General features: G+C 69.3%; 20 protein-coding genes. 4 read left to right on the top strand and 16 right to left on the bottom strand.

Annotation, left to right across the window (positions count from 1 at the left end):
- Positions 1-265 precede the first annotated feature (265 nt).
- The 3 genes from ACIP4Y_RS30720 to thyX form a co-directional block, all read right to left on the bottom strand.
- On the bottom strand, positions 266-1951 hold the full coding sequence (locus ACIP4Y_RS30720; RefSeq protein ID WP_358647335.1) for a ribonuclease J: 1686 nt from the start codon (positions 1949-1951) through the stop codon (positions 266-268).
- Positions 1952-2106: 155 nt separating this feature from the next.
- A complete protein-coding gene (gene dapA, locus ACIP4Y_RS30715; protein WP_401398917.1) occupies positions 2107-3006 on the bottom strand; it encodes a 4-hydroxy-tetrahydrodipicolinate synthase in 900 nt (299 codons plus the stop codon).
- A 210-nt stretch (positions 3007-3216) separates the two neighbouring features.
- Positions 3217-3945, bottom strand: a complete 729-nt coding sequence (gene thyX / locus ACIP4Y_RS30710) for an FAD-dependent thymidylate synthase (RefSeq protein WP_401398916.1) — start codon at positions 3943-3945, stop codon at positions 3217-3219.
- Positions 3946-4142: 197 nt separating this feature from the next.
- Here thyX and ACIP4Y_RS30705 point away from each other — a divergent pair, with 197 nt between their 5' ends.
- Both ACIP4Y_RS30705 and ACIP4Y_RS30700 read left to right on the top strand, forming a co-directional pair.
- On the top strand, positions 4143-4379 hold the full coding sequence (locus ACIP4Y_RS30705; RefSeq protein WP_401398915.1) for a hypothetical protein: 237 nt from the start codon (positions 4143-4145) through the stop codon (positions 4377-4379).
- Positions 4380-4470: 91 nt separating this feature from the next.
- A complete protein-coding gene (locus ACIP4Y_RS30700) occupies positions 4471-5025 on the top strand; it encodes a hypothetical protein (RefSeq protein WP_358647343.1) in 555 nt (184 codons plus the stop codon).
- Between the two features lie 697 nt (positions 5026-5722).
- Here ACIP4Y_RS30700 and ACIP4Y_RS30695 read toward each other — a convergent pair.
- The 5 genes from ACIP4Y_RS30695 to rpsO form a co-directional block, all read right to left on the bottom strand.
- On the bottom strand, positions 5723-6175 hold the full coding sequence (locus ACIP4Y_RS30695) for a hypothetical protein (RefSeq protein WP_401398914.1): 453 nt from the start codon (positions 6173-6175) through the stop codon (positions 5723-5725).
- Positions 6176-6186: 11 nt separating this feature from the next.
- Entirely contained in the window at positions 6187-6939 is a 753-nt protein-coding gene (gene dapB, locus ACIP4Y_RS30690) for a 4-hydroxy-tetrahydrodipicolinate reductase (RefSeq protein WP_208034752.1), read from the bottom strand.
- A gap of 26 nt (positions 6940-6965) precedes the next feature.
- On the bottom strand, positions 6966-8345 hold the full coding sequence (locus tag ACIP4Y_RS30685) for a M16 family metallopeptidase (protein WP_401398913.1): 1380 nt from the start codon (positions 8343-8345) through the stop codon (positions 6966-6968).
- The gene (locus ACIP4Y_RS30680) at positions 8342-10561 is read right to left on the bottom strand and encodes a polyribonucleotide nucleotidyltransferase (RefSeq protein ID WP_401398912.1); all 2220 of its coding nucleotides are present in this window, start codon (positions 10559-10561) and stop codon (positions 8342-8344) included. The genes ACIP4Y_RS30685 and ACIP4Y_RS30680 overlap by 4 nt, the downstream gene beginning before the upstream one ends.
- 386 nt (positions 10562-10947) lie before the next feature.
- Positions 10948-11235 (bottom strand): 30S ribosomal protein S15, encoded by a 288-nt coding sequence (gene rpsO / locus ACIP4Y_RS30675; protein ID WP_004982702.1) that lies wholly within the window; start codon positions 11233-11235, stop codon positions 10948-10950.
- 267 nt (positions 11236-11502) lie between these two features.
- On the opposite strand from rpsO, the gene ACIP4Y_RS30670 reads away from it, so the two are divergent.
- A complete protein-coding gene (locus ACIP4Y_RS30670) occupies positions 11503-11796 on the top strand; it encodes a DUF397 domain-containing protein (RefSeq protein ID WP_030657600.1) in 294 nt (97 codons plus the stop codon).
- A gap of 74 nt (positions 11797-11870) precedes the next feature.
- Here ACIP4Y_RS30670 and eccD read toward each other — a convergent pair whose 3' ends face one another.
- Entirely contained in the window at positions 11871-13379 is a 1509-nt protein-coding gene (gene eccD / locus ACIP4Y_RS30665; RefSeq protein ID WP_358647362.1) for a type VII secretion integral membrane protein EccD, read from the bottom strand.
- 337 nt (positions 13380-13716) lie between these two features.
- On the opposite strand from eccD, the gene eccCa reads away from it, so the two are divergent.
- Positions 13717-17691: a type VII secretion protein EccCa gene (gene eccCa / locus ACIP4Y_RS30660; protein WP_401398911.1), complete on the top strand. Its 3975-nt coding sequence runs from the start codon at positions 13717-13719 to the stop codon at positions 17689-17691.
- A gap of 741 nt (positions 17692-18432) precedes the next feature.
- Here eccCa and ACIP4Y_RS30655 read toward each other — a convergent pair.
- The 7 genes from ACIP4Y_RS30655 to ACIP4Y_RS30625 all read right to left on the bottom strand — a co-directional run bounded on the left by ACIP4Y_RS30655 (position 18433) and on the right by ACIP4Y_RS30625 (position 25060).
- Complete coding sequence (locus ACIP4Y_RS30655) at positions 18433-18732, bottom strand: WXG100 family type VII secretion target (protein ID WP_358647356.1); 300 nt, start codon at positions 18730-18732, stop codon at positions 18433-18435.
- Positions 18733-18808: 76 nt separating this feature from the next.
- A complete protein-coding gene (locus ACIP4Y_RS30650) occupies positions 18809-19153 on the bottom strand; it encodes a hypothetical protein (protein WP_353758776.1) in 345 nt (114 codons plus the stop codon).
- A 127-nt stretch (positions 19154-19280) separates the two neighbouring features.
- A complete protein-coding gene (locus ACIP4Y_RS30645; protein ID WP_401398910.1) occupies positions 19281-20519 on the bottom strand; it encodes a S8 family serine peptidase in 1239 nt (412 codons plus the stop codon).
- Between the two features lie 90 nt (positions 20520-20609).
- Positions 20610-22361 carry a hypothetical protein gene (locus tag ACIP4Y_RS30640; RefSeq protein WP_401398909.1) on the bottom strand — a complete coding sequence of 584 codons (1752 nt, stop codon included), beginning with the start codon at positions 22359-22361 and terminating at the stop codon, positions 20610-20612.
- A 2-nt stretch (positions 22362-22363) separates the two neighbouring features.
- Positions 22364-22774: a hypothetical protein gene (locus tag ACIP4Y_RS30635; RefSeq protein WP_401398908.1), complete on the bottom strand. Its 411-nt coding sequence runs from the start codon at positions 22772-22774 to the stop codon at positions 22364-22366.
- A 393-nt stretch (positions 22775-23167) separates the two neighbouring features.
- Positions 23168-24406 (bottom strand): S8 family serine peptidase, encoded by a 1239-nt coding sequence (locus tag ACIP4Y_RS30630; RefSeq protein ID WP_401398907.1) that lies wholly within the window; start codon positions 24404-24406, stop codon positions 23168-23170.
- Positions 24407-24784: 378 nt separating this feature from the next.
- On the bottom strand, positions 24785-25060 hold the full coding sequence (locus tag ACIP4Y_RS30625; RefSeq protein WP_401398906.1) for a hypothetical protein: 276 nt from the start codon (positions 25058-25060) through the stop codon (positions 24785-24787).
- Positions 25061-25064: the final 4 nt, after the last annotated feature.

The following is a 25064-nucleotide window of genomic DNA, read 5'->3' as shown; positions in this document are numbered from 1 at the left end:
CCTTCGGTCTTGCGTTTCCGACTCTATCAGATCTTTTCTCGATCCGATTTCCTCGGTGCTTTCCAGGTTCCCGCTCTCGCGTTTCCCTTTCCGGCTTCTCCGACTTTATCAGAAGTTCTGAGTCGGTTTTCCCACCCGCTCCGGGCATCCATGTCCAGCGCGTGAAGTGCTGGGGTTCCCGGGTGGGCGGAGCCGTAAACGTACTGGAGCGGGGCGCCCCGATGCAAATCGAGGCGCCCCGCTCCTGGTGTCCGCCGACGGGTCGTCAGACCTCCACGACCACAGGCAGGATCATCGGCCTGCGGCGATACGTGTCCGAGACCCACTTGCCAAGGGTCCGGCGGATGAGCTGCTGGAGCTGGTGGGGCTCCACCACGCCGTCCTGGGCGGACCGCTCCAGGACCTCCGTGATCTTCGGGAGGACGTCGGCGAAGGCCGAGTCCTCGATGCCGGAGCCGCGCGCCTGGACGTGCGGGCCGCCGGTGATCTTGCCGGTGGAAGCGTCCACGACCACGAAGACCGAGATGATGCCCTCGTCGCCGAGGATCTTGCGGTCCTTGAGCGCCGGCTCGCCGACATCGCCGACCGAGAGTCCGTCGACGTAGACGTAACCGGCCTGGACCTTGCCGGAGATCTTGGCCTTGCCCTCGATCAGGTCGACCGCCACGCCGTCCTCGGCGATGACGATCCGGTCGTGCGGGACGCCGGTCAGGGCGCCCAGCTCGGCGTTGGCCCGCAGGTGGCGCCATTCGCCGTGGACCGGCATCAGGTTCTTCGGGCGGCAGATGTTGTAGAAGTACAGCAGCTCGCCCGCGGACGCGTGGCCGGAAACGTGCACCTTGGCGTTGCCCTTGTGGACGACGTTGGCGCCCCAGCGGGTCAGGCCGTTGATCACGCGGTAGACCGCGTTCTCGTTCCCGGGGATCAGCGAGGAGGCGAGGATGACCGTGTCGCCGTCGACGATGCGGATCTGGTGGTCGCGGTTGGCCATGCGGGACAGGGCCGCCATCGGCTCGCCCTGGGAGCCCGTGCAGACCAGGACCACCTCGTGGTCGGGCAGGTCGTCCAGTGTCCTGACGTCCACCACCAGGCCCGGCGGCACCTTCAGATAGCCGAGGTCACGGGCAATACCCATGTTGCGGACCATGGAGCGGCCGACGAAGGCGACCCGGCGGCCGTACTCGTGGGCCGCGTCCAGGATCTGCTGGATGCGGTGAACGTGGCTGGCGAAGCTCGCCACGATGATCCGCTTGCGGGCACCGGCGAAGACCTGCCGCAGCACGTTGGAGATGTCGCGCTCGGGCGGGACGAAGCCCGGGACCTCCGCGTTCGTCGAGTCGGCGAGCAGGAGGTCGATGCCCTCCTCGCTCAACCGCGCGAAGGCGTGCAGGTCGGTGAGGCGGTTGTCCAGCGGCAGCTGGTCCATCTTGAAGTCGCCGGTGTGCACCACCATGCCGGCGGGCGTGCGGATGGCGACGGCCAACGCGTCCGGGATGGAGTGGTTGACGGCGACGAACTCGCAGTCGAAGGGGCCGATGCGCTCACGGTTCCCCTCCGCCACCTCCAGGGTGTACGGACGGATCCGGTGCTCCTGGAGCTTGGCCTCGATCAGCGCGAGGGTCAGCTTGGAGCCGATCAGCGGGATGTCCGGCTTCTCGCGGAGCAGGAAGGGGACACCGCCGATGTGGTCCTCGTGGCCGTGCGTGAGGACGATGCCCTCGATGTCGTCGAGGCGGTCCCGGACGGACGAGAAGTCCGGCAGGATCAGGTCGATTCCGGGCTGCTCCTCTTCGGGGAAGAGCACCCCGCAGTCGACGATCAGCAGGCGGCCGCCGTACTCGAAGACGGTCATGTTCCGGCCGATCTCGCCGAGGCCGCCGAGCGGGGTGACCCGCAGGCCGCCCTCGGGGAGCGGAGGGGGCGGGCCGAGTTCAGGATGCGGATGACTCAAAAGACTCTCCTCACCACGCGCGCCACGTACCGGTATGGCACGTGGCGCGTATGACGTTCGTGCGGAAGCAGTTGTCGTTGTGGGGTGCAGGCACCGGTGGCCTGCCTCTTCTGTTGTTCTTCAGTTGTGAAGCCCGTGTGGTGCCAAGTCTGTAATCAGAGCTGTACCCCGCCGGCAGCAAGATCGATCTTGAGCTGGGCGATCTCCTCGGGCGAGCACTCCACCATGGGCGAGCGCAGCGGTCCGGCGGGCAGGCCTTGGAGGGCGAGAGCCGCCTTGGTGGTCATGACGCCCTGGGTCCGGAACATGCCGGTGTAGACCGGGAGCAGCTTCTGGTGGATCTCGGTGGCCTTGACGACGTCACCGGAGACGTACGCGTCCACGAGGGCGCGCAGGTCGGGGGTGACGAGGTGGCCGACGACCGAGACGAAGCCGACCGCGCCGACGGAGAGGAGCGGGAGGTTGAGCATGTCGTCGCCGGAGTACCAGGCGAGGCCGGACTGGGCGATGGCCCAGCTGGCGCGGCCGAGGTCGCCCTTGGCGTCCTTGTTGGCGACGATCCGGGGGTGCTCGGCGAGCCGGACGAGCGTCTCGGTGCTGATCGGGACGCCGCTGCGGCCGGGGATGTCGTAGAGCATGACCGGCAGGCCGGTGGCGTCCGCGACGGCCGTGAAGTGCCGGTACAGGCCCTCCTGCGGGGGCTTGTTGTAGTACGGCGTGACGACCAGCAGGCCGTGGGCGCCGATGCGCTCCGCCTCGCGGGCCAGCTCGATGCTGTGGTGGGTGTCGTTGGTTCCGACGCCGGCGACGACGTGGGCGCGGTCGCCGACGGCCTCCAGGACGGCTCGTACCAGGTCCGATTTCTCCGCGTCACTGGTGGTGGGGGACTCGCCGGTGGTGCCGTTGACGATCAGGCCGTCGTTGCCTGCGTCCACCAGGTGGGCGGCGAGCCGCTGCGCGCCGTCGAGGTCGAGTGCGCCGTCCGCCGTGAAGGGCGTGACCATGGCGGTGAGGACCCGCCCGAAGGGGGTCTGCGGAGTCGAGGTCGGAGCCATGGGTAACACGCTACTCGGTGCGCGATGCGGGGCGTGCCCGTGGGGTGCCGGGAAAGTCAGGACAAAGAAGGAGCCCGGCACTGCCTGCTCGGGGGTTCAAGCAGTGCCGGGTCCGTTTGATCAGGCTAGATGAACTTCTCTAAATGCCGCAATACGGACACCTCGCCAGGCTGACCCGTACATCCGTTCCGCCAAGGGAACAAGGCTTCGCTACGGGGCCACACGCCCGTTCGCGTTGAAGGCGGCGTACGTCAGCGGCATGAGCTTCGCCCACTCCGCCTCCATCTTCTCGCCCACCATCTCGATCTCTCGCTGCGGGAAGGACGGCACCTTGGCCAGCTCGTGCTGGGTGCGCAGGCCGAGGAAGTGCATCAGGGAGCGGGCGTTGCAGGTGGCGTACATCGAGGAGTACAGGCCGACGGGGAGGGCGGCGCGGGCGACCTCGCGGGCGACGCCCTCGGCGAGCATCTTCTGGTAGGCCGCGTACGCCTGCCCGTACGACTCGCGCAGGGTGCCGGTGACCGCCTCGTGCTGGGCCGGGGTGCCCTCGACGAAGACGTACTTGCCCGGGCGGCCCTCCTGGACGAGCTTGCGGTCGGCGCCGGGGACGTAGAAGACGGGCTCGAGCTCCCGGTAGCGGCCGGACTCCTCGTTGTACGACCAGCCGACGCGGTGCCGCATGAACTCGCGGAAGACGAAGATCGGGGCGCTGATGAAGAAGGTCATCGAGTTGTGCTCGAACGGGCTGCCGTGCCGGTCGCGCATCAGGTAGTTGATCAGGCCCTTGGAGCGCTCAGGGTCCTTCTTCAGCTCCTCCAGGGACTGCTCGCCGGCGGTGGAGACGCGGGCGGCGAAGAGCACGTCGGCGTCCGAAGCGCTGGACTTCACCAGCTCGACGGTGACGTCACTGCGGAACGTGAGCGACTCGGGGGTGGTCACGGGGATAGGGGTCCTTCCCAATACTTCTGTGGTTGGCGACCACCTTACGGGGGCACCCGGCGGGCCCTGAGCACCACCTCGCCCCATACAGCGCACCCGAGATTTTTCGGACATGGGCACCTTTTGTGTCACTCGCGCGTCTGTATCGGTGAGGTCTGCGTGTTCGATCACAAACCCTGAGAGGAGCGGCACCCACGATGTTCCGTCGGCGCGAGCCCGTACCCTTCGCCTTCCTGGCCGAGGCGGACAGGTTCCGCAGTAATGTCACTCCCCCGCCCCGCAGGCGGGCGTCCTTCGGCGAGATAGCCGGGCGCTGGCTGCTCGGCCTCACGATTGTCGCCGGGCTCGCCGGCGCCCTGATCCTCGGTACACCGGCGCTCTCCACGCCGTCCGGTACGCCGGCTCAGCAGTCCCAGGCGTCCCAGGGGCACTGAGCACTCTTCCGGACGCTCAAGGCTGGTGAGCGCGAACACGGCCGGATAGCCTCACGGCACAGCCCACGCGAGGAGCGAGTGAGGACCAGCCGTGCCCCTGCCCTTCCTGACGGCCGACCGCCCCTTTGATTCGGCGGCCGAGAGTGCGCTGCCCTACGACGACCCCGACCGCTGGCGGCGCCCCTACCGGCCCGGGCCCTGGCGGGTGGGGGTGGCCGCGCTGGTGCTGCTGCTCGCCTCCTTCGCGCTGTTCGCCGCGGTGCTCGTCGCGCTGACCGGCTCGCTGCCCACCGCCGGGGTGGTCCTCGGCGTCGGTCTGGCGATCGTCGCCGGTGCGCTGCGGCTGCTGCGCATGGGGGTGTGGGTGAGCGGGCGCGGGCTGCGCCGGACCGGCCTGCTGGTGACGCGGACGGTGCCGTGGGCGCGGGTGGTCTCGGTGCGGACGGTCCAGCAGCCGGTGCGCTGGCTGGGGCTGCCGCGCACGGTGCAGGGACAGGCGCTGGCGCTCGTCCGCAAGGACCGGCGGCCCGAGGACACCCCGCCGCTGCTCACCACCCACGGCCTGGACTTCCTCGGCCGCCCGCTCGCCTTCGACCGAGCGGCGGACGCGGTGGAGGCTTGGGCAGCGGAAAACGGCCGCGGCTGACACCAGGAGCACGCCCGAAGGGACCGGCCCCCGCGATGTGGGGGCCGGCCCCTTCTGCGCGCCGCCCGGCTCGTGATTGTCGGGGAGCTGGGGGGACCGCGCGGGCCGGGGGAGGGCAGGCCCGGCAGGCCCGGGGTTGCTGAGGGAGCCTCAGCGGCCTCGTCCTCGCCAGCCCGGCGCAGCCGCGCGGAGGGCAGCGGGCACTCCCCGCAGGGACGGCAAAGGTCCGCCAGGTCTCCCCCGCGGGCCGGGATCGGTGGGATCCAACGCTCCCCCCCCCACGGCCGCCGACCAACCGGGCAGGCTTGGCAGGCACCGGGCTGCTCAGCGAGCCTCAGCGGCCTCGGCCTCGCCAGCCCGGCGCAGCTGCGTGGGGCTGCCGGGCGTGGGCGCCGCCCGGCTCGTGATTGTCGGAGAGCTGGGTGATGCCGCGCGGGCCGACGGGGGGCAGCAGGTACTCCCCGTAGGGACGGCGAAGGTCCGTCGGGGCTTTCCCGCGGGCCGGGAAGGGTGGGATCCGGGGCTCCGACCGGCAGCCGCCGACCAACCGGGCAGGTCCGGCGGGCGCCGGGGTGCTGAGCGAGCCTCAGCGACCAGTTGCGCGGAGGGCAGCAGGCACTCCCCGTAGGGACGGCGAAGGTCCGCCGGGTCTCCCCCGCGGGCCGGGATCGGTGTCCCCGGCGTTCCCGTCCGGCTGTCAGGGCTGGAGTGGCTTGCCGTCGTGCAGGGCTATCGCGCGTTGCATGGCCTTGCGGGCGCGAGGGGTGTCGCGGGCGTCGTGGTAGGCGACGGCGAGGCGGAACCAGCAGCGCCAGTCGTCGGGGGACGCCTCCGTCTCGGCCTTGCGCTTGGCGAACACCGCGTCGGCCGAGTCGCGGTCGATGCGGCCGCTGGGCAGGCGGGTCAGCTCATCGGCCGGCAGGCCGCCCTCGGCATCCAGCTCCGCGGCGAGGGCGTTGGCCCGGCGGACGAACTGGGTGTTCTTCCACAGGAACCACAGACCGATGACCGGCAGGATCAGCACCGCCACCCCGAAGGTGACGGTGAGGAGCGTGCCGGACTGGATGAGCATCACGCCGCGGCTGCCGACCAGGACGAAGTAGAAGACCAGGACGGCGGCCGTGACGAGGTAGGTGATCTTCGCGCGCATCGCAGTGGCTGTCAGCTCAGGTCCAGGAAGTGCTCCAGGCCGAAGGTGAGGCCCGGAGTGGTCACCACCCGGCGGGCGCCGAGCAGGATGCCCGGCATGAAGCTGCTGTGGTGGAGGGAGTCGTGCCGGACGGTGAGGGTCTCGCCCTCGCCGCCGAGCAGGACCTCCTGGTGGGCCAGGAGGCCGCGCAGCCGGACGGCGTGGACGGGGATGCCGTCGACGCTGGCGCCACGCGCGCCGTCGAGGGCGGTGACGGTCGCGTCCGGCGCGGGTGCCGTGCCGGCCGCCCGGCGGGCCTCGGCGATGAGCTGGGCGGTGCGCGTGGCGGTGCCGGAGGGGGCGTCCACCTTGTTCGGGTGGTGCAGCTCGACCACCTCGACCGACTCGAAGTACGGCGCCGCGATCTGTGCGAACTTCATCGTCAGCACGGCCCCGATGGAGAAGTTCGGCGCGATGAGCACGCCGGTCTCCGGGGACTGGGCCAGCCAGCCCTTCAGCTGCGCGAGGCGCTCGTCGGTCCAGCCGGTCGTACCGACGACCGCGTGGATGCCGTGGCGCACGCAGAAGTCGAGGTTGCCCATGACCGAGGCCGGGGTGGTCAGTTCGACGGCGACCTGGGCGCCGGTCTCCGCCAGCGTCTCCAGCTTGTCGCCGCGGCCGAGGGCGGCGACCAGCTCCATGTCCTCGGCGGCCTCGACCGCCTTGACCGCCTCGGACCCGATCCGGCCCCTGGCACCGAGGACCGCCACGCGCAGCTTGCTCATGTTCCTGCTTCCTAACCGGTGGTGTTTCAGGCGACGGCGTCGTGCAGCCGGGAGGCCTGCTTGTCCTTGAGCGGGCCGATGACCGACAGCGACGGGCGCTGTCCCAGGATGTCGCGGGCGACGGAGCGGACCTCGTCCGGGGTGACCGCGGCTATCTTCGCCAGCATGTCGTCCACGGACATCTGCTCGCCCCAGCACAGCTCGCTCTTGCCGATACGGTTCATCAGCGCGCCGGTGTCCTCCAGGCCCAGGACCGTGGAGCCCCTCAACTGGCCGATGGCGCGGGCGATCTCGTCGTCGGACAGGCCGTTCTGCGCGACGTGGTCGAGCTCGTCGCGGCAGATCCGCAGCACGTCGTGCACCTGGCTGGGCCGGCAGCCGGCGTACACGCCGAACAGGCCGCAGTCGGCGAAGCCGGAGGTGTACGAGTACACGCTGTAGGCGAGGCCGCGCTTCTCCCGGACCTCCTGGAAGAGGCGGGAGGACATGCCGCCACCGAGGGCGGTGTTGAGCACGCCCATGGCCCAGCGGCGGTCGTCGGTGCGGGCGAGCCCGGGCATGCCGAGGACGACGTGCGCCTGCTCGGTCTTGCGGGCCAGCAGCTCGACCTTGCCGGAGGTGCGGATCGTACGGCGGCCGTCGCGCGGGGCGATGGGCTGCGCGTCCGGGTTCCCGAGGGCGCCCGCCTTCTCGAAGGCCGCGCGGACCTGTCGTACGACCTTGTTGTGGTCGATGTTGCCGGCGCAGGCGACCACGAGGTGGGTCGGGTCGTAGTGCTTCTTGTAGAAGCGGCGGATGCGGTCGGCGGTGAGGGCGTTGACCGTGTCGACCGTGCCGAGGACCGGGCGGCCGAGGGCGTTGTCGCCGAACATGGTGTGCGCGAACAGGTCGTGCACGCAGTCGCCGGGGTCGTCCTCGGTCATGGCGATCTCTTCGAGGATCGCGCCGCGCTCGACGTCGACGTCCTCCTCGAGGATCAGCGAGCCGGTCAGCATGTCGCAGACGACGTCGATGGCGAGGGGCAGGTCGGTGTCGAGCACGCGCGCGTAGTAGCACGTGTACTCCTTGGCCGTGAACGCGTTCATCTCGCCGCCGACCGCGTCGAGGGCGGAGGAGATGTCCAGGGCGGACCTGCGGCTGGTCCCCTTGAAGAGCAGGTGCTCCAGGTAGTGCGTGGCGCCGTTCAGGGCGGGGGTCTCGTCGCGGGAGCCGACGTGCGCCCAGATGCCGAAGGTCGCGGAGCGGACCGAGGGCAGCGTCTCGGTGACGATGCGCAGGCCGCCCGGGAGGGTGGTCTTGCGCACCGTGCCGATGCCGGCCGTGCCCTTGATCAGGGTTTGGGTACGGGCGACGGCCCGCGCCTCCGAGGAGGGGCGGGCCGTCGCCTTCGAGCTACGGGACGTCACTGCTCGGCGTCGTCCTTCGCCTCGTCGTCGCCTTCCTCGCCCTCGATCACCGGAACGAGGGAGAGCTTGCCGCGGGAGTCGATCTCGGCGATCTCGACCTGGACCTTCTGGCCCACACCGAGGACGTCCTCGACGTTCTCCACGCGCTTGCCGCCGGCGAGCTTGCGGATCTGCGAGATGTGCAGCAGACCGTCCTTGCCGGGCAGCAGGGAGACGAACGCACCGAAGGTGGTCGTCTTCACGACCGTACCCAGGTAGCGCTCGCCGACCTCGGGCATCGTCGGGTTGGCGATGCCGTTGATCGTGGCGCGGGCGGCCTCCGCCGAGGGACCGTCGGCGGCACCGATGTAGATCGTGCCGTCGTCCTCGATGGTGATCTCGGCGCCCGTGTCCTCCTGGATCTGGTTGATCATCTTGCCCTTGGGGCCGATGACCTCACCGATCTTGTCGACCGGGATCTTGACGGTGATGATCCGCGGGGCGTTCGGGGACATCTCGTCGGGCCGGTCGATGGCCTCCATCATCACGTCGAGGATGTGGAGACGCGCGTCGCGGGCCTGCTTGAGGGCCGCGGCCAGGACGGAGGCCGGGATGCCGTCCAGCTTGGTGTCGAGCTGGAGGGCGGTCACGAACTCCTTGGTGCCGGCGACCTTGAAGTCCATGTCACCGAAGGCGTCCTCCGCACCGAGGATGTCGGTGAGGGTGACGTAGTGCGTCTCCCCGTCGATCTCCTGGGAGATCAGACCCATGGCGATACCGGCGACCGGGGCCTTCAGCGGCACACCGGCGTTCAGCAGCGACATGGTGGAGGCGCAGACCGAGCCCATGGACGTCGAGCCGTTGGAGCTCAGCGCCTCGGAGACCTGGCGGATGGCGTAGGGGAACTCCTCGCGCGCGGGCAGCACCGGCACCAGGGCGCGCTCGGCGAGGGCGCCGTGGCCGATCTCGCGGCGCTTCGGGGAGCCGACGCGGCCGGTCTCACCGGTGGAGTACGGCGGGAAGTTGTAGTTGTGCATGTAGCGCTTGCGGGTCACCGGGGAGAGGGTGTCCAGCTGCTGCTCCATGCGGAGCATGTTGAGGGTGGTGACGCCCAGGATCTGGGTCTCGCCACGCTCGAACACCGCGGAACCGTGCACCCGCGGGATGGCCTCGACCTCGGCGGCCAGGGTGCGGATGTCGGTGACACCGCGGCCGTCGATGCGCTTCTTCTCCTTGATCACGCGCTCGCGGACCAGCTGCTTGGTGAGCGAGCGGTACGCGGCGGAGATCTCCTTCTCGCGGCCCTCGAACTCCGGCAGGAGCTTCTCGGCGGCCAGACCCTTGACGCGGTCCAGCTCGGCCTCGCGCTCCTGCTTGCCGGCGATGGTGAGCGCCTGGGCCAGCTCGGGGCGGACGGCCGCCGTCAGGGCCTCGAACACGTCGTCCTGGTAGTCCAGGAAGATCGGGAACTCGGCGGTCGGCTTGGCGGCCTTGGCGGCGAGGTCGGCCTGGGCGCGGCACAGCACCTTGATGAAGGGCTTCGCGGCCTCGAGACCGGCGGCGACGATCTCCTCGGTCGGGGCTTCGGCGCCGCCCTCGACCAGCTTGATGGTCTGCTCGGTGGCCTCGGCCTCGACCATCATGATCGCGACGTCGCCGTCCTCCAGGACACGGCCGGCGACGACCATGTCGAAGACGGCGTCCTCCAGCTCGGTGTGGGTCGGGAAGGCGACCCACTGGCCGCGGATCAGCGCGACGCGGACGCCGCCGATCGGGCCGGAGAAGGGCAGGCCGGCCAGCTGCGTCGACGCGGACGCGGCGTTGATCGCCACGACGTCGTACAGGTGGTCGGGGTTGAGCGCCATGATCGTGGCGACGACCTGGATCTCGTTGCGCAGGCCCTTCTTGAAGGACGGGCGCAGCGGGCGGTCGATGAGGCGGCAGGTGAGGATGGCGTCCTCGGACGGCCGGCCCTCACGGCGGAAGAAGCTGCCGGGGATCTTGCCGGCGGCGTACATCCGCTCCTCGACGTCCACCGTCAGCGGGAAGAAGTCGAGCTGGTCCTTGGGGTTCTTCGAGGCGGTGGTGGCCGACAGCACCATGGTGTCGTCGTCCAGGTACGCCACGGCGGAGCCGGCGGCCTGCTTGGCCAGGCGGCCCGTCTCGAAGCGGATGGTGCGGGTGCCGAAGGGGCCGTTGTCGATGACGGCCTCGGCGTAGTGGGTCTCGTTCTCCACTAGCGTTTTCTCCTACTTATCGTCTTTCGTCCCTTGGCTGCCCGTGTGGCAGGGGGACGGTGGCGGAGAAGCGCTCCGTGCGGTGCGGGCCGGTCTTCGATCGAAGCACCCGGGGCTCGCTTCCCCCCGGGGGCCACTACCGAGGACCGGCGGCGGCTGGATGCGCTCCTCCTCGTTCTGTGTCGTACGACCTGTGTCGCACGACCTGTGTCGTACGTCGTTCCGTGTCGTGCGTATTGCGTTGTGCTACCACACTACAAAGCGTGAGTGACACTCCGCACGTCTCCGCACGCACCACGGGGATTTCCGTGTGCGCGGCAGGGCCCCGCATACGGCGAAGGGAGCGACTCCCGGGTGCTTCCGGGAACCGCTCCCCTCACGGCGACTTACTTGGCGCCCGCCGCACCGCGGCGGATGCCGAGGCGGTCGACCAGCGCACGGAAGCGCTGGATGTCCTTCTTCGCCAGGTACTGCAGCAGGCGACGGCGCTGACCGACCAGGATCAGCAGGCCACGACGGGAGTGGTGGTCGTGCTTGTGGGTCTTGAGGTGCTCCGTCAGGTCGGAGATCCGACGGGAGAGCAGAGCGACCTGGACCTCGGGGGAGCCGGTGTCACCCTCCTTGGTACCGAACTCGGAGATGATCTGCTTCTTCGTAGCGGCGTCGAGCGACACGCGTACTCCTCATAGTCTGTTGAATGCCACCGAGTGCCCCCGGTCTACATCTCGGGGGAGCTTCCGTTACTCGGGAGGCGGGGATCCGCTGGGCGCGGCCTCCAGGACACGGTGGTTCCGGGGGTGCGTACACAAACGGCCGTCACTCAGGGTACCAGGCGATGGCGGGCGCCTTACGCCCGGTCGCCGAACCCCCGTGAGGGGGCCGCACCGGCCACTAGGGTGAGCGCCGGGACCGTACCTACCTCGGGAAGGGGTCGCTGCACGATGGCGGAGACGGAAGCGGAGATCAAGGCGCGCAAGGAGCGGGAGCGGGACGAGCTGTACGCGCTCGACATCTCGGGCGTCGAGTGGCACTGCGCACCGGGCACGGAGGAGCACGAGGAGCGCGTCGAGATCGCGTACCTGCCGGGCGGGGCGGTGGCGATGCGGTCCTCCCTCGACCCGGACACCGTGCTGCGCTACACCGAGGCGGAGTGGCGGGCGTTCGTGCTGGGGGCTCGGGACGGGGAGTTCGATCTGAAGCCCATGGCTCACAACGGGGGGCTGGACGTGCAGTGAGGTGCGTACGGGAAAGGGCGGCACGCGTGCGTGCCGCCCTTTCCCGTTCCCGTACGTCTGCGCGTCGACGGTACCTAGCTGGTCATCGCCCGCGCCTGCGCGTACACGTCGAACACGGCCAGGGCCAGCGGGATCAGCGTGAGCAGGACGAAGCTCTCGGCGATCTCCAGGAAGCGCCCCCAGAAGGGGGTGACACCGCGCCGCGGGGTGATCAGGGCGATCGCGGTGACCAGGGCAGTGGCCGCGGCGACGGCCGCGGCGAGCCAGACGCTGCGGAGGTCGAGGGCGGCGGTGTCGCCCCGGAAGGCGTCGATCAGGTAGTCCCGGGGCGGGTTCAGGGCCAGCCCGAGGCCGAGGAAGACGATCGCGGCGAGGCCCGCGGCCAGGGTGGCGCCGACCTGCGCGGTGTAGCGGAACAGGTGCGCCCGCATGAGCATCGCCACGCCGGTCGCGAGGGCCAGCAGCTGGGCCCAGGTGTTGCTGGAGAAACCGAGCACGATCGACGCGCCCACCGCGACGAGGGCGCAGCCGCCTACCAGGCCGACGAGGAGTTCGTGGCCGCGCCGGGCCTGGGCGGCGACACGCTCGGCGTCCACCGGCTCCTGCGGGGCGGGCTCACCGGTGTCGTAGCCGCCGCGGGACGGGTTGGGCGGTGCGAAACCGATGGGCAGCCGCGCGAAGCGCATGGACAGACCGGGGAGGAAGGCCAGCGCCACGACGGACAGCGGGGCGCAGACGGCGGCCGTCTCGATGGGCCTCAGGTCGGTGAGGATCGCGATGAAGGTCGTGATCAGACCGATGGCGGAGGCGAAGACGAACGCCACGAAGGGCCCGTCTCCGCCCGGCGACACCAGGGTGAGCACCACGGAGGCGAGGAGGACCGTCGTACAGGCGAGCAGGAACTGGAGGCGGCCGATGCCCTCGCCGCCGGAGAGCGACAGCAGCCCCGAGCCGGCCACGGCGACGTTCGGCAGGGCACCGAGTCCCAGCGCGACCGCGGAGCCCCGGTCGTCGTACACACGCGCACGCACGCACGCGATGGTGACGAGCAGGACGCCGCAGATGCCCGCGATGATGCCTTGCAGGCTGTGCATGTCGTGCCGGACCTGGGAGCTCCAGGCCACGAACGCGAGCAGCGCGGGCAGGATGCCGCCCGCGACGAGTCCGGCGGCCCGCGTGAGGTCGCCGCTCCACAGGGTGCGGTCCCGGGTGACGGCGGCGGCCACCGCCTCCGAGACGTCGTCGAGGACGGCCGGGGGCAGCGACTCGGCGAACGGGCGCAGGGTGAGCAGTTCGCCGTCGAGGATGCGCTGGGCGGTGAAGGACCGGGCGCCGTCCAGGACGGTGCCGTCACGCCGTACGAGGTGGTAGCCGACCGGCGCGCCCTCGGCGGGGCTCTGCTGGGACAGGCGCAGGATCTCGGGGTACAGGTCGGCGACCGGTACGTCGTCGGGCAGCGCCACGTCGATGCGGCTGTCGGGTGCCACGATGGTGACGCGGCAGAAGCCGAATCCCATGCCCGCCCCGGAAGGGGCTCCGGTGCCCGGTCCGCCGGTCGCGCCGGCCGGCGCGGAGGCCGTCATGCTCACCTGCTGTTCCCCCTCGTCGGTGGTGGGGCGGCGTTCGGTGCCACCGCGCACCCTTCCGCCCGTAAAGATGCTGTGTAGGTTGCGCGGCACCCGCCCGCTCCGCCGGCCGACCGAGCGGTCCTGACCGGGATTCACGGGTGGCGCTTGCTTCGAACCGTTGCGGATTGCCCGGGTTTTCCCAGAACGATTCGCAACTGCTCACGCGCTTCACCGGCACCCTACCGCCCGCCGTTGTCCGTGGTTGTCAGTAGGATCGCGGTTCGCGATCGACGTTCGCCTGACACGGGGCGGCGGACGAAACATCTCGGTCCGGCAAGGGAATTGGTGCGTAGTGAGCCACATCGTCGTCAAGCGCCCACCGCGGGCACTGCCGAAGGAAGTGCCCACGGACGAGGTCGTACTGCAAGCTCCGCCGGAACTGCCGCGCGGTCAGCAGGAAGGCGCACTGATGCAGCTCCTGCCCATGCTGGGCATGGGCGGATCCGTGGTGTTCTTCTTCAACCCGCAGGCCCAGCCCTTCATGAAGATCATGGGCCTGGTGATGGTGGCCTCGACCATCGCCATGGGCATCTCGATGCTGGTCCGCTACCGCCGCGGCAACCAGGGGCAGATGGCCGACCTGCGCCGTGACTACCTGCGCTACCTGTCGCAGACCCGGCGCGCCGCCGTCGAGACGGCGACGTCCCAGCGCGACACCCAGTACTACCTGCACCCTTCGCCGGAGCAACTGTGGGCGCTGGTCGCCGAAGGCAGCCGGGTCTGGGAACGCCGCACCGGTGACGAGGACTTCGGACAGGTGCGCGTGGGCCTCGGCCCGCAGGCCCTGGCCACTCCCCTGATCCCGCCGCAGACCGCCCCGGTGGACGAGCTGGAGCCGCTGACCGCGGGCGCCATGCAGCGCTTCCTGGCCACGCACAGCACCCTCGACGACCTGCCGATGGCGGTCTCGCTGCGCGCCTTCTACCACGTGACGATCAGCGGCGAGCCGGCCACCGTGCGCGGCACCGCCCGCGCCGTCACCGCCTCCCTCGCCTCGCTGCACTCCCCCGAGGACCTCGTCATCGCCGTCGTCACCGCACGGGAGTCGACGCCCGAGTGGGAGTGGGCCAAGTGGCTGCCGCACGTGCAGGCCCCGGGCGTCGCCGACGGCGCCGGCAGCGTGCGTCTGATCGGCACCGACCCCGTGGAGCTGGAGGACCGGCTCGCCTCCCGGCTGGAGGGCCGCCCGCGGTTCCACCCCGGCGGGGCGCCGGTGCCCGAGCAGCCCCATGTGGTGGTCGTCCTCGACGGCGTCTCGCTGCCGCCCACCTCCTTGCTGGCCAATCCCGAGGGCCTGCAGGGCGTGACGGTCCTGGAGGTCGTGCCGGGTGACCTCACCATCGGCCGCGGCGACCTCTCGGTCATCGTGCACCCCGGGGAACTGCGCCTGGAGTCGGCCCACGGCATGGTCTACGAGGGGACGCCGGACGTCCTGTCGTACGAGGCGGCGGAGGCACTCGCCCGCCAACTGGCGCCGCTGCGCGTGGCGTCGGGCGGCGACGACGACGAACCGCTGCTCGCTAACCTCGAGTTCACGGACCTGTTGAACCTGGGCGATGCCGCCTCGGTCGACCCGAAGCGCACCTGGCGGCCCCGCTCGCAGTCGGAACGGCTGCGCGTGCCGATCGGTGTCGGCGAGGACGGCCGGCCCGTGATGCTCGACCTCAAGGAGGCGGCGCAGGAGGGCATGGGCCCGCACGGCCTGTGTGTCGGTGCGACCGGTTCCGGCAAGTCCGAGCTGCTGCGCACGCTGGTCCTCGGTCTGGCGGTGACCCACTCCTCCGAAACGCTGAACTTCGTCCTCGCGGACTTCAAGGGTGGTGCGACGTTCGCCGGTATGGCGCAGATGCCGCACGTGGCAGCCGTCATCACCAACCTCGCCGACGACCTGACCCTCGTCGACCGCATGGGTGACTCCATCCGCGGTGAGCTGAACCGCCGCCAGGAGATGCTCCGCGACGCGGGCAACTACGCCAACATCCACGACTACGAGAAGGCACGTGCGGCGGGCGCGCCGCTGCAGCCGATCCCGTCCCTCGTCCTGGTGATCGACGAGTTCAGCGAGCTGTTGACGGCGAAGCCGGACTTCATCGAGATGTTCGTGCAGATCGGCCGTATCGGCCGTTCGCTGGGTGTGCACCTGCTGCTGGCCTCGCAGCGCCTGGAGGAGGGCCGGCTCAGGGGCCTCGAGACGTACCTGTCGTACCGCATCGGTCTGCGGACGTTCTCGGCGGCCGAGTCACGCGCCGCGCTGGGCGTCCCGGACGCCTACGAGCTGCCGAACGTCCCCGGCTCCGGCTTCCTGAAGTACGGCACGGACGAGATGGTCCGCTTCAAGGCGGCGTACGTCTCCGGGGTGTACCGCACCAGCTCGCAGCAGGCCGCGGCGGCGCTCGGCGGCCCGCTGCCCGTCGACCGCAGGCCGGTCCTGTTCACGGCCGCCGAGGTCCCGGTGCAGTACGTGCCGATCCCGCAGCAGCGGCAGGCGGAGACCGGCGAGCGGCAGGACGACGCGCTCGCCGACACCGTGCTCGACGTGATCGTGCGGCGCCTCGAGGCCCAGGGCCCGGCCGCCCACCAGGTGTGGCTGCCCCCGCTGGACAGCCCGCCCTCGCTCGACGCCCTGCTGCCGGGGCTCGCCCCGGTGCCCGGCCGCGGCATGACCCAGCCGGGCTACGAGGGCGCGGGCCGGCTCGTCGTCCCGACCGGCCTCATCGACAAGCCGTACGAGCAGCGGCGCGACCCGCTGTGGCTGGACTTCGGCGGCGCGGCCGGCCACATGCAGATCATCGGCGGTCCGCAGTCCGGCAAGTCGACGCTGGTGCGCTCGATCATCGCGTCGTTCGCGCTGACCCACACCCCGTGGGAGGTGCAGTTCTACGGCCTGGACTTCGGTGGTGGCGGTATGGCCTCGGTGGCCGGGCTGCCGCACGTGGGTGGTGTCGCCTCCCGGCTGGACCCGGAGAAGGTCCGGCGTACGGCGGCCGAGGTGTACGGCGTCATGACCCGGCGCGAGGAGTACTTCCGCTCGGCGGGCATCTCCTCCATCGCGGAGTTCCGCACGCGCCGCGCGCGCGGGGACATCTCGGTGACCGACCAGCCGTGGGGTGACGTGTTCCTGGTCATCGACGGCTGGGGCAACTTCCGCACGGACTACGAGGCCCTGGAGCCGATGGTCCTGGACATCGCCGCGCGCGGCCTGGGCTACGGCATCCACCTGATCCTCACCGCCTCGCGCTCGATGGAGGTCCGCGCGAACCTCAAGGACCACCTGATGAACCGCCTCGAGCTGCGGCTGGGTGACCCCATGGACTCCGAGATCGACCGCAAGGTCGCGGCGAACGTGCCCACCGGGGTGCCGGGACGCGGTCAGACCCCGCAGAAGCAGCACTTCATGGCGGCGGTCCCGCGCATCGACGGCCTCTCCTCCGACACGGACCTCTCGGAGGCGACGACCGCCCTCGCGGCCGAGGTCAGCCGCCACTGGCAGGAACCCGGCGCCCCCGAAGTGCGTCTGCTGCCCCGCGAGTTCCCGGCGACCCAGCTTCCGCCGGGCGACCGCTTCCCGAACCGCGGCATCTCCTTCGCGCTCGACGAGGACAACCTGGAGCCGGTGTTCGTCGACTTCGAACAGGACCCGTTCTTCCTGGTGTTCGGAGAGAGCGAGTCCGGCAAGTCCAACCTGCTGAAGCTGATCATCAAGCGGCTGACCGAGCGGTACGACGGCAACACCTGCAAGCTCTTCGTCGTCGACAACCGCCGCTCGCTGCTCGGGGTGACCCCGGACTCGCACCTGGCCGAGTACATCCCCATGTCGAACCAGATGCAGCACCACATGGACGCACTGGCCGACCTGATGCAGCGCCGTACGCCGACCGCCGACGTGACCCCGGAGCAGCTGCGCAACCGCAGCTGGTGGCGGGGGCCCACGGTGTACGTCGTCATCGACGACTACGACCTCGTGTCCACGTCGAGCGGCAACCCGCTGGCGGGTCTGACGGAACTGCTGCCGTTCGCCCGGGACGTCGGCGTCCGCTTCATCATCGCCCGGTCCACGGCCGGTGCGGGGCGTGCCGGTTACGAGTCCTTCATGCAGCGCATCAAGGAACTCGGCGCCCAGGGTGTGGTCCTCGCGGGTGATCCGGCCGAGGGTGATCTCCTCGGCGGGGTCCGGCCGCGGCCGATGCCGGCGGGGCGGGGGGTCTTCGTGTCCCGGAAGCGGGGGAAGCCGATGGTTCAGGTCGGGTTGGTGGATGCGGAGAACTGAGGCACGTAGGCACTGCTGACCTGACGAGGCTCCGCTCATCGGCCGGAGCGGAGCTGAAAGCAAAGGCAGCACAGGCGCAGCACGCGGCTCTCTCGGCCGCGCGCTGGAGGCGGCCACGACCGGCTACTCTTCCGACGCCTCCCCGAAGGACATCGCGGCGGGTGACCGTCGTACCGCGGCCACGGCCGGTGTCGGCCGGAGATGTTGCACGATCAGCCGGAACCGGCCGACAGCCTGGGCAAGGTGGCCGGTGCGTACATCGATGACATCGATGACGAACTGTCCGGTATCGGGGACCACAGCAAGGACGCGTTGGACTTCCCGGCTCGGTATGCGGGGCGTGCCCACTTCGGCAACCAGGGAGCCATCGATTTCCTGGGTACCCTGCGGCAGCCGACAAAGAAGCCGACGGCAGCAAGGTCCAGTGCCCCAGAGAAGCGTCGGTTGCATTCAGCTCGCCGCCCGGGAGGACAGCTCTGCAGCCAGCACATTCCAGCGGCGCCTGCCGTCTGCGACGTTGCAGGCCGCCGGGCGTGTGGCCGGTGACGGTGCCGTCTCGGTTCCGCAGGGGAGCTAACGCCCTCCTCCTGTGCCGCCGGCTACGTCCTCCGCCTCGCAGCGGCGGCGCTCGGAAGTTCACCCTCTTCCTCTGATCGGCTTCTTGCTCAACACAACAGCAGGGTGGGCGCCTCCCGCGCGCGCCCACCCTGGAGTTGCTTCGTCGCTCTCGCGAGCCTCGGCCTAGCGGAAGTAGCTGGCCGCCTTCTTGTCGCCTTCCATGTACGTACCGCCGGACTGAGCGACGACGTGGCCGATGCCGGTCAGCGCCTGGTGGATGTCGTTCGCTTCCTTGTCCCAGCGGTTCAGCTTCTCGTGGAAGGTGTCCTGGGCGTGGCCCTCCCAGTACTGCAGGCTGCTCACGACCAGCCGCCGCAGCTCCCCGAGGTCCCGCTCGAGTTCGCTCGCCTCGTTGCCGATCTTCGTCGCCGCGACGTCGAGCCCGTCGTAAGTGACTGACAGGCCGTCAGCGTTGTTGGCCATACCTGTTACCTCGTCTCGCTGATGTGAATCTGTGGATGCGCCGGGTGCCCGGCGGAAGTCCTGAGTGCCGCTCGGATCAGTAGGAGCTCAGGGGAGACACGGTGGGAGCGCCGTCCCGGACGTCGATCTTGTTGACGGCCGCGCGGACCTCGTCTTCCTTGCTGTCCTTGATGTTGCGCGTCGCGGTCATGGCCTCGATGACGTCACCGAGGATCCCGCCGATGGCCTGCAGCGACTGGTTGATCTCGTACTGCTTGGAGTCGAAGGCGGCACGACCGATACCGTGCCACTGGCCCTCCAGGCCGTCGATCACGCCCTGCAGCCCGTGCACGCGCTTGCGAATGCCCTCGTACTTCTCCAGCATCTGCTTCTGCAGGTGGATTACTGCGGCATCTTCGAGCTTCTGCTTGTTGTCGGCCATCTCAGCCCTTTCTGTGTCTGTCTCTTGGTCCAACTGTCTCGGCACGCAGCCGCGCAGTGCGCCACGGCTGCGAGCACGTACTGCATGCCCTATCCGAAGAGCACAGGGCTACAGACGGCTGACGACGTCACCTGGCACGCCGCGCCCGCGCGACGGCCACGCCCCCACCGCCGACCACGACGACCGCGGCCACGGCGCCGAGCACAACCCAGAGGGTGCTGTTGTCGTTCGACGACTCCGTGCTCGATCCTGCCGCCGAAGTCCCGCCGGTAGAACCCTTTTCCGGGGCTTGTGACGGGGTTGATGCGGAAGAGGAGGGAGAGGAAGAGGGCGTGGAGGACGTTGCGGACTTGGCCAGCAGGTCTCCGCCGTTCCACTTGGCGAGCGGATCGACGTTCGCAGGGCCAGGGTTGTAATGGGGGTTAGCCAGAACCAGGCGGGGGCGAATGGTGCCGTAGCCGAGGTACCTGCTCGGGTCGTTCTTGGCCCACTTACGGCCGGCCGTGTCGACCAGAGCACGGGTTACCTGGTTCACCGTCCAATCAGGGTGCGCCGACCAGATCAGCGCCGCAGAAGCCGAGGTGATCGCCGCTGCCGAACTCGTCCCGTTCATGTCGTCGCAGTACGAGCGGAAGGACGCGTCACACCAGCCGGGGAAGTCCTGGCCCGGTGCCGCGAAGTCCACGTAGTTACCGGACGAGGAGAACTTGGAGACCGTGCCGGATTCATCGGACGCCGCCACACCGACGACGTAATGGAAGGCGGCCGGGTATCCGATAGAGTCCGCTCCCTTGTCCCCTTCGTTACCGACTGCGGCGATCAGTAGTTTGCCCTTCGAGGCCGCATACTTGATGGCCTCTTCCACCTCGGGGAAGGGCGCCGCATTACCGAACGACATGTTGATGATCTTCGCGTCCGTGTCGGCTGCCGCCCTGATCGCGTCTGCAGGTTCGGGAGTCTTCTTCTTCTCCTCCGCCCCGCCCTTCAGACCTCCCAGCTCGACCCGATACGGAACAATCTTCGCACCCGGCGCCAGCCCCTTCAGACTGCCACCAGCTCCCGTACCAGCGATCAACTCCGCCATGGTCGTCCCATGACCCTCGTAATCGACCGTCGAACGGTACGCAACCGACTTCGGGGTCTCACCGGTCAGGACCTGACCCTTGAGCGACGGAGTGTCCGCGTTCACGCCCGTGTCGATGAGGGCGACCTTGACACCCTTACCCGTGCTGACCTTCCACATCTGCTCGGCCTGCATCGGCCCCAGGTACCACTGCTTCGACTGGACATCGTCCGCAACAGCACCCGGAGCAAGACCGACGGTCGCGGCCACCAGGGCGCCGACGACCGCGCCCACAGCACGCACTCGTCTACCGCTACGCGTCCGGTGGAGCGTAGTCCGCTCGGCTCGTCGGCTTATCCCTGACTTCATCGTCTTCCGTGTCCTCGCTCGCGGTCAGTTCGTCACCGGCGGCACATCACGCCGGGGCTTGTCGGGCAGATGCGTCTCTTCGTCCGCATCCTCGGGCTTCTCCTTGCGGCCGACACCGCGTACGAGACCGGCACCACCCCGCGTCATGCCGTTCCGCTCCGCTCCGGCGGCGGAGTTCCGCCCGGTCGGCCTGCCCGTGACGGCCTCAGGCGCGCCCGCGCCGGTACGAGAGCCGGCCGAACCGGCAGGCTTCACACCGGGCCGCGCAGCGGACTCGGGCGCACCGAATACACCCCGCTGACCGAGCCGACCGGCCCTGGACTGCGAATTGGTCTGTCCCTCAGTTCCAACGACCGTGCCACGGGGAATCCTCGCCCCGCCCTTGGCCGGACCGCCGGTAGCCGTGGGGCGCCCCCCGACGACTCCATTGGAACGGCCTGCGCCGGTGGTCGGCGTGGCGTTCCCCCGGGCTGCCCCCGTGCCGCCAGGCCGCGGCGTACCACCGGTTACCGCACGGCCCATCGGGGAGGCAGTGCCCTTTCCGGCGGGCTGTCCCGTCGGCGTCGCACGCCCCATCTGGTTCATAGGGCCTTGCGCCCCGGTGCGTCCGGGACCCTGGGGATTGGTCAGCCCGGCCGTACCCGCACGCCCCTGAGCGACAGGAGGGGTACGGTAACCAGCCGAACCACTCAGGCCTCGTCCCGACGTCGGATTGGGCAGCGGAAGCCGGTAGCCGCCGCCACCCAGCGGGTCGGGCTGACCGCCGCCTACCGGGGGTGTGCCCGTCACCGGCGGGGTGGGGCCGGTCGTGTGTGTGGTCGTAGGCGGAGGCAGCGTGCCGGTGCTGTCGATGTTCGTACCGACGGGCGGCTCCTCAGGGAGCGGGACCGTGTGGGTGTTATGCGTCGTCGGGACGTGGGGCGGGGTGGTGTCGCCGGTGACATGGTGGGCGACATTGTCCGCCCCCACCGCAGTTGTGTGATGGCCGATGGCGGGTGCCGATCCGGTAGCCGTACGCGACCCCGCACCGGCCGTCGGACGGTCGGCCCTATACGAGTCGTCGGGCCGCGGATGAGGCACGCCCACGTCGGGCATCGACGTGAAGTTCGGTGTCTGGTCCTTGGCCGGCAGGGACGCCAGCACCTCTTCCGAAACCGCGTAGTACGACGACAACCGGTTCATCTGGTTGATCGCCTCTTGGCGGTCCTTCTCCACCTGGACGGCGGCGGCGTAGTCCTTCGCGTTCGCGGTCTTCTCGGCCTCGGTGAACTTTTCCGGCCTCTTCGGGTCCGCCCTGGTGTCACGAGCCGGCATGGCACCACGCACGGCCGCGAGACCCACCGCGGCAGCGGTGATCTGGTCGCCCGCCGCTCCGGCGAACTCGCTCAGGTGGTGCGTGTTCGTGACGAGGTTCTCACCCCAGCTACGGAAGGCCTCGCCCGATACTCCGACCCAAGGAACCTGGTCGATGTTGGCCTTGAGGTCGTCGGCGGCCTTCTTGATGGCGTCGCGCGCGTCCCACAGGGCCTTGCCGGAGGACTCAAGGTCCTCCGGGTCGGTCGCCTCGACCAGGTCGATCATCTTGTTGAGGTCGAGGTCGCGCTTGCCGAAGTCCGTCCTGGCGGCGACAGCCCGCCCGACCGAGGTTGCTTCGACCACCGGGCGCGCCACGCCGAGGAACGGCAGCGAACCGTCTTCGACACCTCTGACGATGTCCGCCATGGAGTTCTGTCGAGAGACGCGATGCAGGTCTTCCTCGTGCTTCTTGTCCGTCATCGTCAGTACCCCGTACCGGTTCGCCCGTCGTTGCCGCGCTGATCGTTCTGCAGTTTCTCGACCTGCGTCTGGATCGCCCAGAACCGCTGACGCTGCTCTTCTTCGAGATTGTCGAAGCCCTTATGCGCACCGGTTACCGCGATGCCGATCGCCTCGATCTGCAGGTGCAGCGTCCTGGACAGGGTCGTCAGCTCGTGATGGACCCTGGTGTACTGCTTGTACAGACCGTGCGCCTCGGGAAACTCGCTCTCCCCACCCGACGTCAGGGACGAAGCCCTGATCGTCTGGGCGCCGACTTTCGTCGGGTTACCCGCGGACCCTTCGAGGGCGCTGAGCACCTTGTCGACTTGACCCACGAACTTGTCCAGCGCCTCGCCGCTGGCCTCCAGGTTCGCCGCCCTGGTCGCCGACACGCCCCCCACCATGTCTGACGGAAGCACGACGCTCCTCCCCGTTTCCCCGTACATCCATCGGCCCATCCGGAACCGGGGGCCGACCAACCACTCGCCGTACGATCGCAAAGCGAGTCGCGCCTCACAACGCGTTTACCACTCTAGTCAACCTGCCCAACCGGTCCAACCGAGCAGGGCTGTTGACTCGACCTCACGGCCAACCCCAGGTGCCACTCTTCGCCGGGATTGCCGGTTTGTGACGAGCGAACGCGCACGGCGACGCCGCCGTGCGCCACCGCTTCGTCGGCCAACGATGGGCACACCTGAAAGCATGAGCGCGTCACCCTCATGCGATCTACATCAAACCTCCACGCCCAATCGATTCCGCGCTCTGGCGATTCCGGCCGAAAGACGTCACCTGGCACGCCGCGCCCGCGCGACGGCCACGCCCCCACCACCGACCACGACGACCGCGGCCACGGCGCCGAGCACAACCCAGAGGGTGCCGTTGTCGTTCGACGACTCCGTGCTCGATCCTGCCGCCGAAGTCCCGCCGGAAGAACCCTTTTCCGGGGCTTGTGACGGGGTTGATGCGGAAGAGGAGGGAGAGGAAGAGGGCGTGGAGGACGTCGCGGACTTGGCCAGCAGATCTCCGCCGTTCTCCGCCCGAAGCGGGTCCACGTGCGCCGAGCCTGCGTCGTAGCTCGGGTTTTCCAGCACGAGACGGGGACGGATGAACCCGTAACCGGCGTACTTGCTCGGGTCGTTCTTGGCCCAGGTACGGCCGGCCGTGTCGACCAGGGCACGGGTGACCTGGTTGACCGTCCAGTCGGGGTGTGCGGACCAGATCAGGGCCGCGGCACCCGATGCGATCGCGGCTGCCGAACTCGTACCGTTCACGTCGTCGCAGTACGAGCGGAAGTTGGTATCGCACCACCCTGGAAAGCCCTGGCCCGGAGCCGAGAGGTCCACGGAATTGCCGGACGACGAGAACTTCGACACCGTGAGGGACTTGTCGGCTGATGCGATGCCGACTACGTACGGGAAGCCGGCTGGGTAGCCGATGTTGTCCCTCGACGTCCGCCCCTCGTTGCCGACCGCGGCGATCAACAGCTTGCCCTTCGAGGCCGCGTACTTGACCGCTTCTTCCACCTTGGGCATGGGCGCCATCTCACCGAACGACATGTTGATGATCTTCGCGTCGGTGTCGGCTGCCGCTCTGATCGCGTCCTCAGGTTCGGGGGTCTTCTCCTTCTCCTCCGCCCCGCCCTTCAGACCGTCGAGTTCGATTCGATACGGAACAATCTTCACACCCGGCGCCAGACCCTTCAGACTGCCACCAGCTCCCGTACCAGCGATCAACTCCGCCATGGTCGTCCCATGACCCTCGTAATCGACCGTCGAACGGTACGCAACCGACTTCGGGGTCTCACCGGTCAGGACCTGACCCTTTAGCGACGGAGTGTCCGCGTTCACGCCAGTGTCGATGAGGGCGACCTTGACACCCTCACCCGTGCTGACCTTCCACATCTGCTCGGCCTGCATCGGCCCCAGATACCACTGCTTCGACTGGACGCCGTCCGCAACAGCATTCGGGGCAAGGCCCACAGTCGTGGCCACCAGGGCACCGACGACCGCGCCCACAGCACGCACTCGTCTACCGCTACGCGTCCCGTAGAGCGCAGTCCACTCGGCTCGTCGGCTCATCCCTGACTTCATCGTCTTCCTGTCCTCAATCACGGTCAGTTCGCCGCCGACGACATATCACGCCGGGGCTCATCGGGCACCTGTGTCTCTTCGTCCGCATCCTCGGCCTCCCCCTGTTGTGGCACCGCGCAGAAGGCCTGCCCGTGACAGCCCACAACGCGCCGACCCCCGGCACGAGACCCCGGAAGAACCGTCTGGTCACGGACCTGGATCCGCCCCATGCCTGACGGAAGCACGGACGCATCACCCGTCCGTGATCTCCATCAAACCTCCACGCTCGATAGGTGACCGGCTCCACGCCACCGAAACGGACCGAGCTGCAGCTCAGATGATCTCCACCGTCGGCCTGGTCACCGAGCGCGTGCCCATCGCCGGAGAAGTCGTCAACGGCGTCACCGAGGTCGTCGTGGGGTGCGTCGGCTTCGCGGTGAGGACGAATTCGACGACCGCACGCTCCGTCGGATTCCTGACGTCCTCCATGCCTAGGTACACCTGGCTCTGGAGCAGTTCCAGCGGTTCGCCCTTCAGGGTGGTGTGGAGGCGGAGGTTCTGCGCCACTCCCGGGGAGTCGGTCAGGCCCGGGATGTCCGGGGTCGCCACTTCG

Source organism: Streptomyces sp. NPDC088810 (assembly GCF_044750305.1).
In the GTDB taxonomy this organism is placed as follows: Bacteria; Actinomycetota; Actinomycetes; order Streptomycetales; family Streptomycetaceae; genus Streptomyces.
Note: the sequence above shows the minus strand (reverse complement) of the source record. Positions and strands in the feature narration are given on the sequence as shown.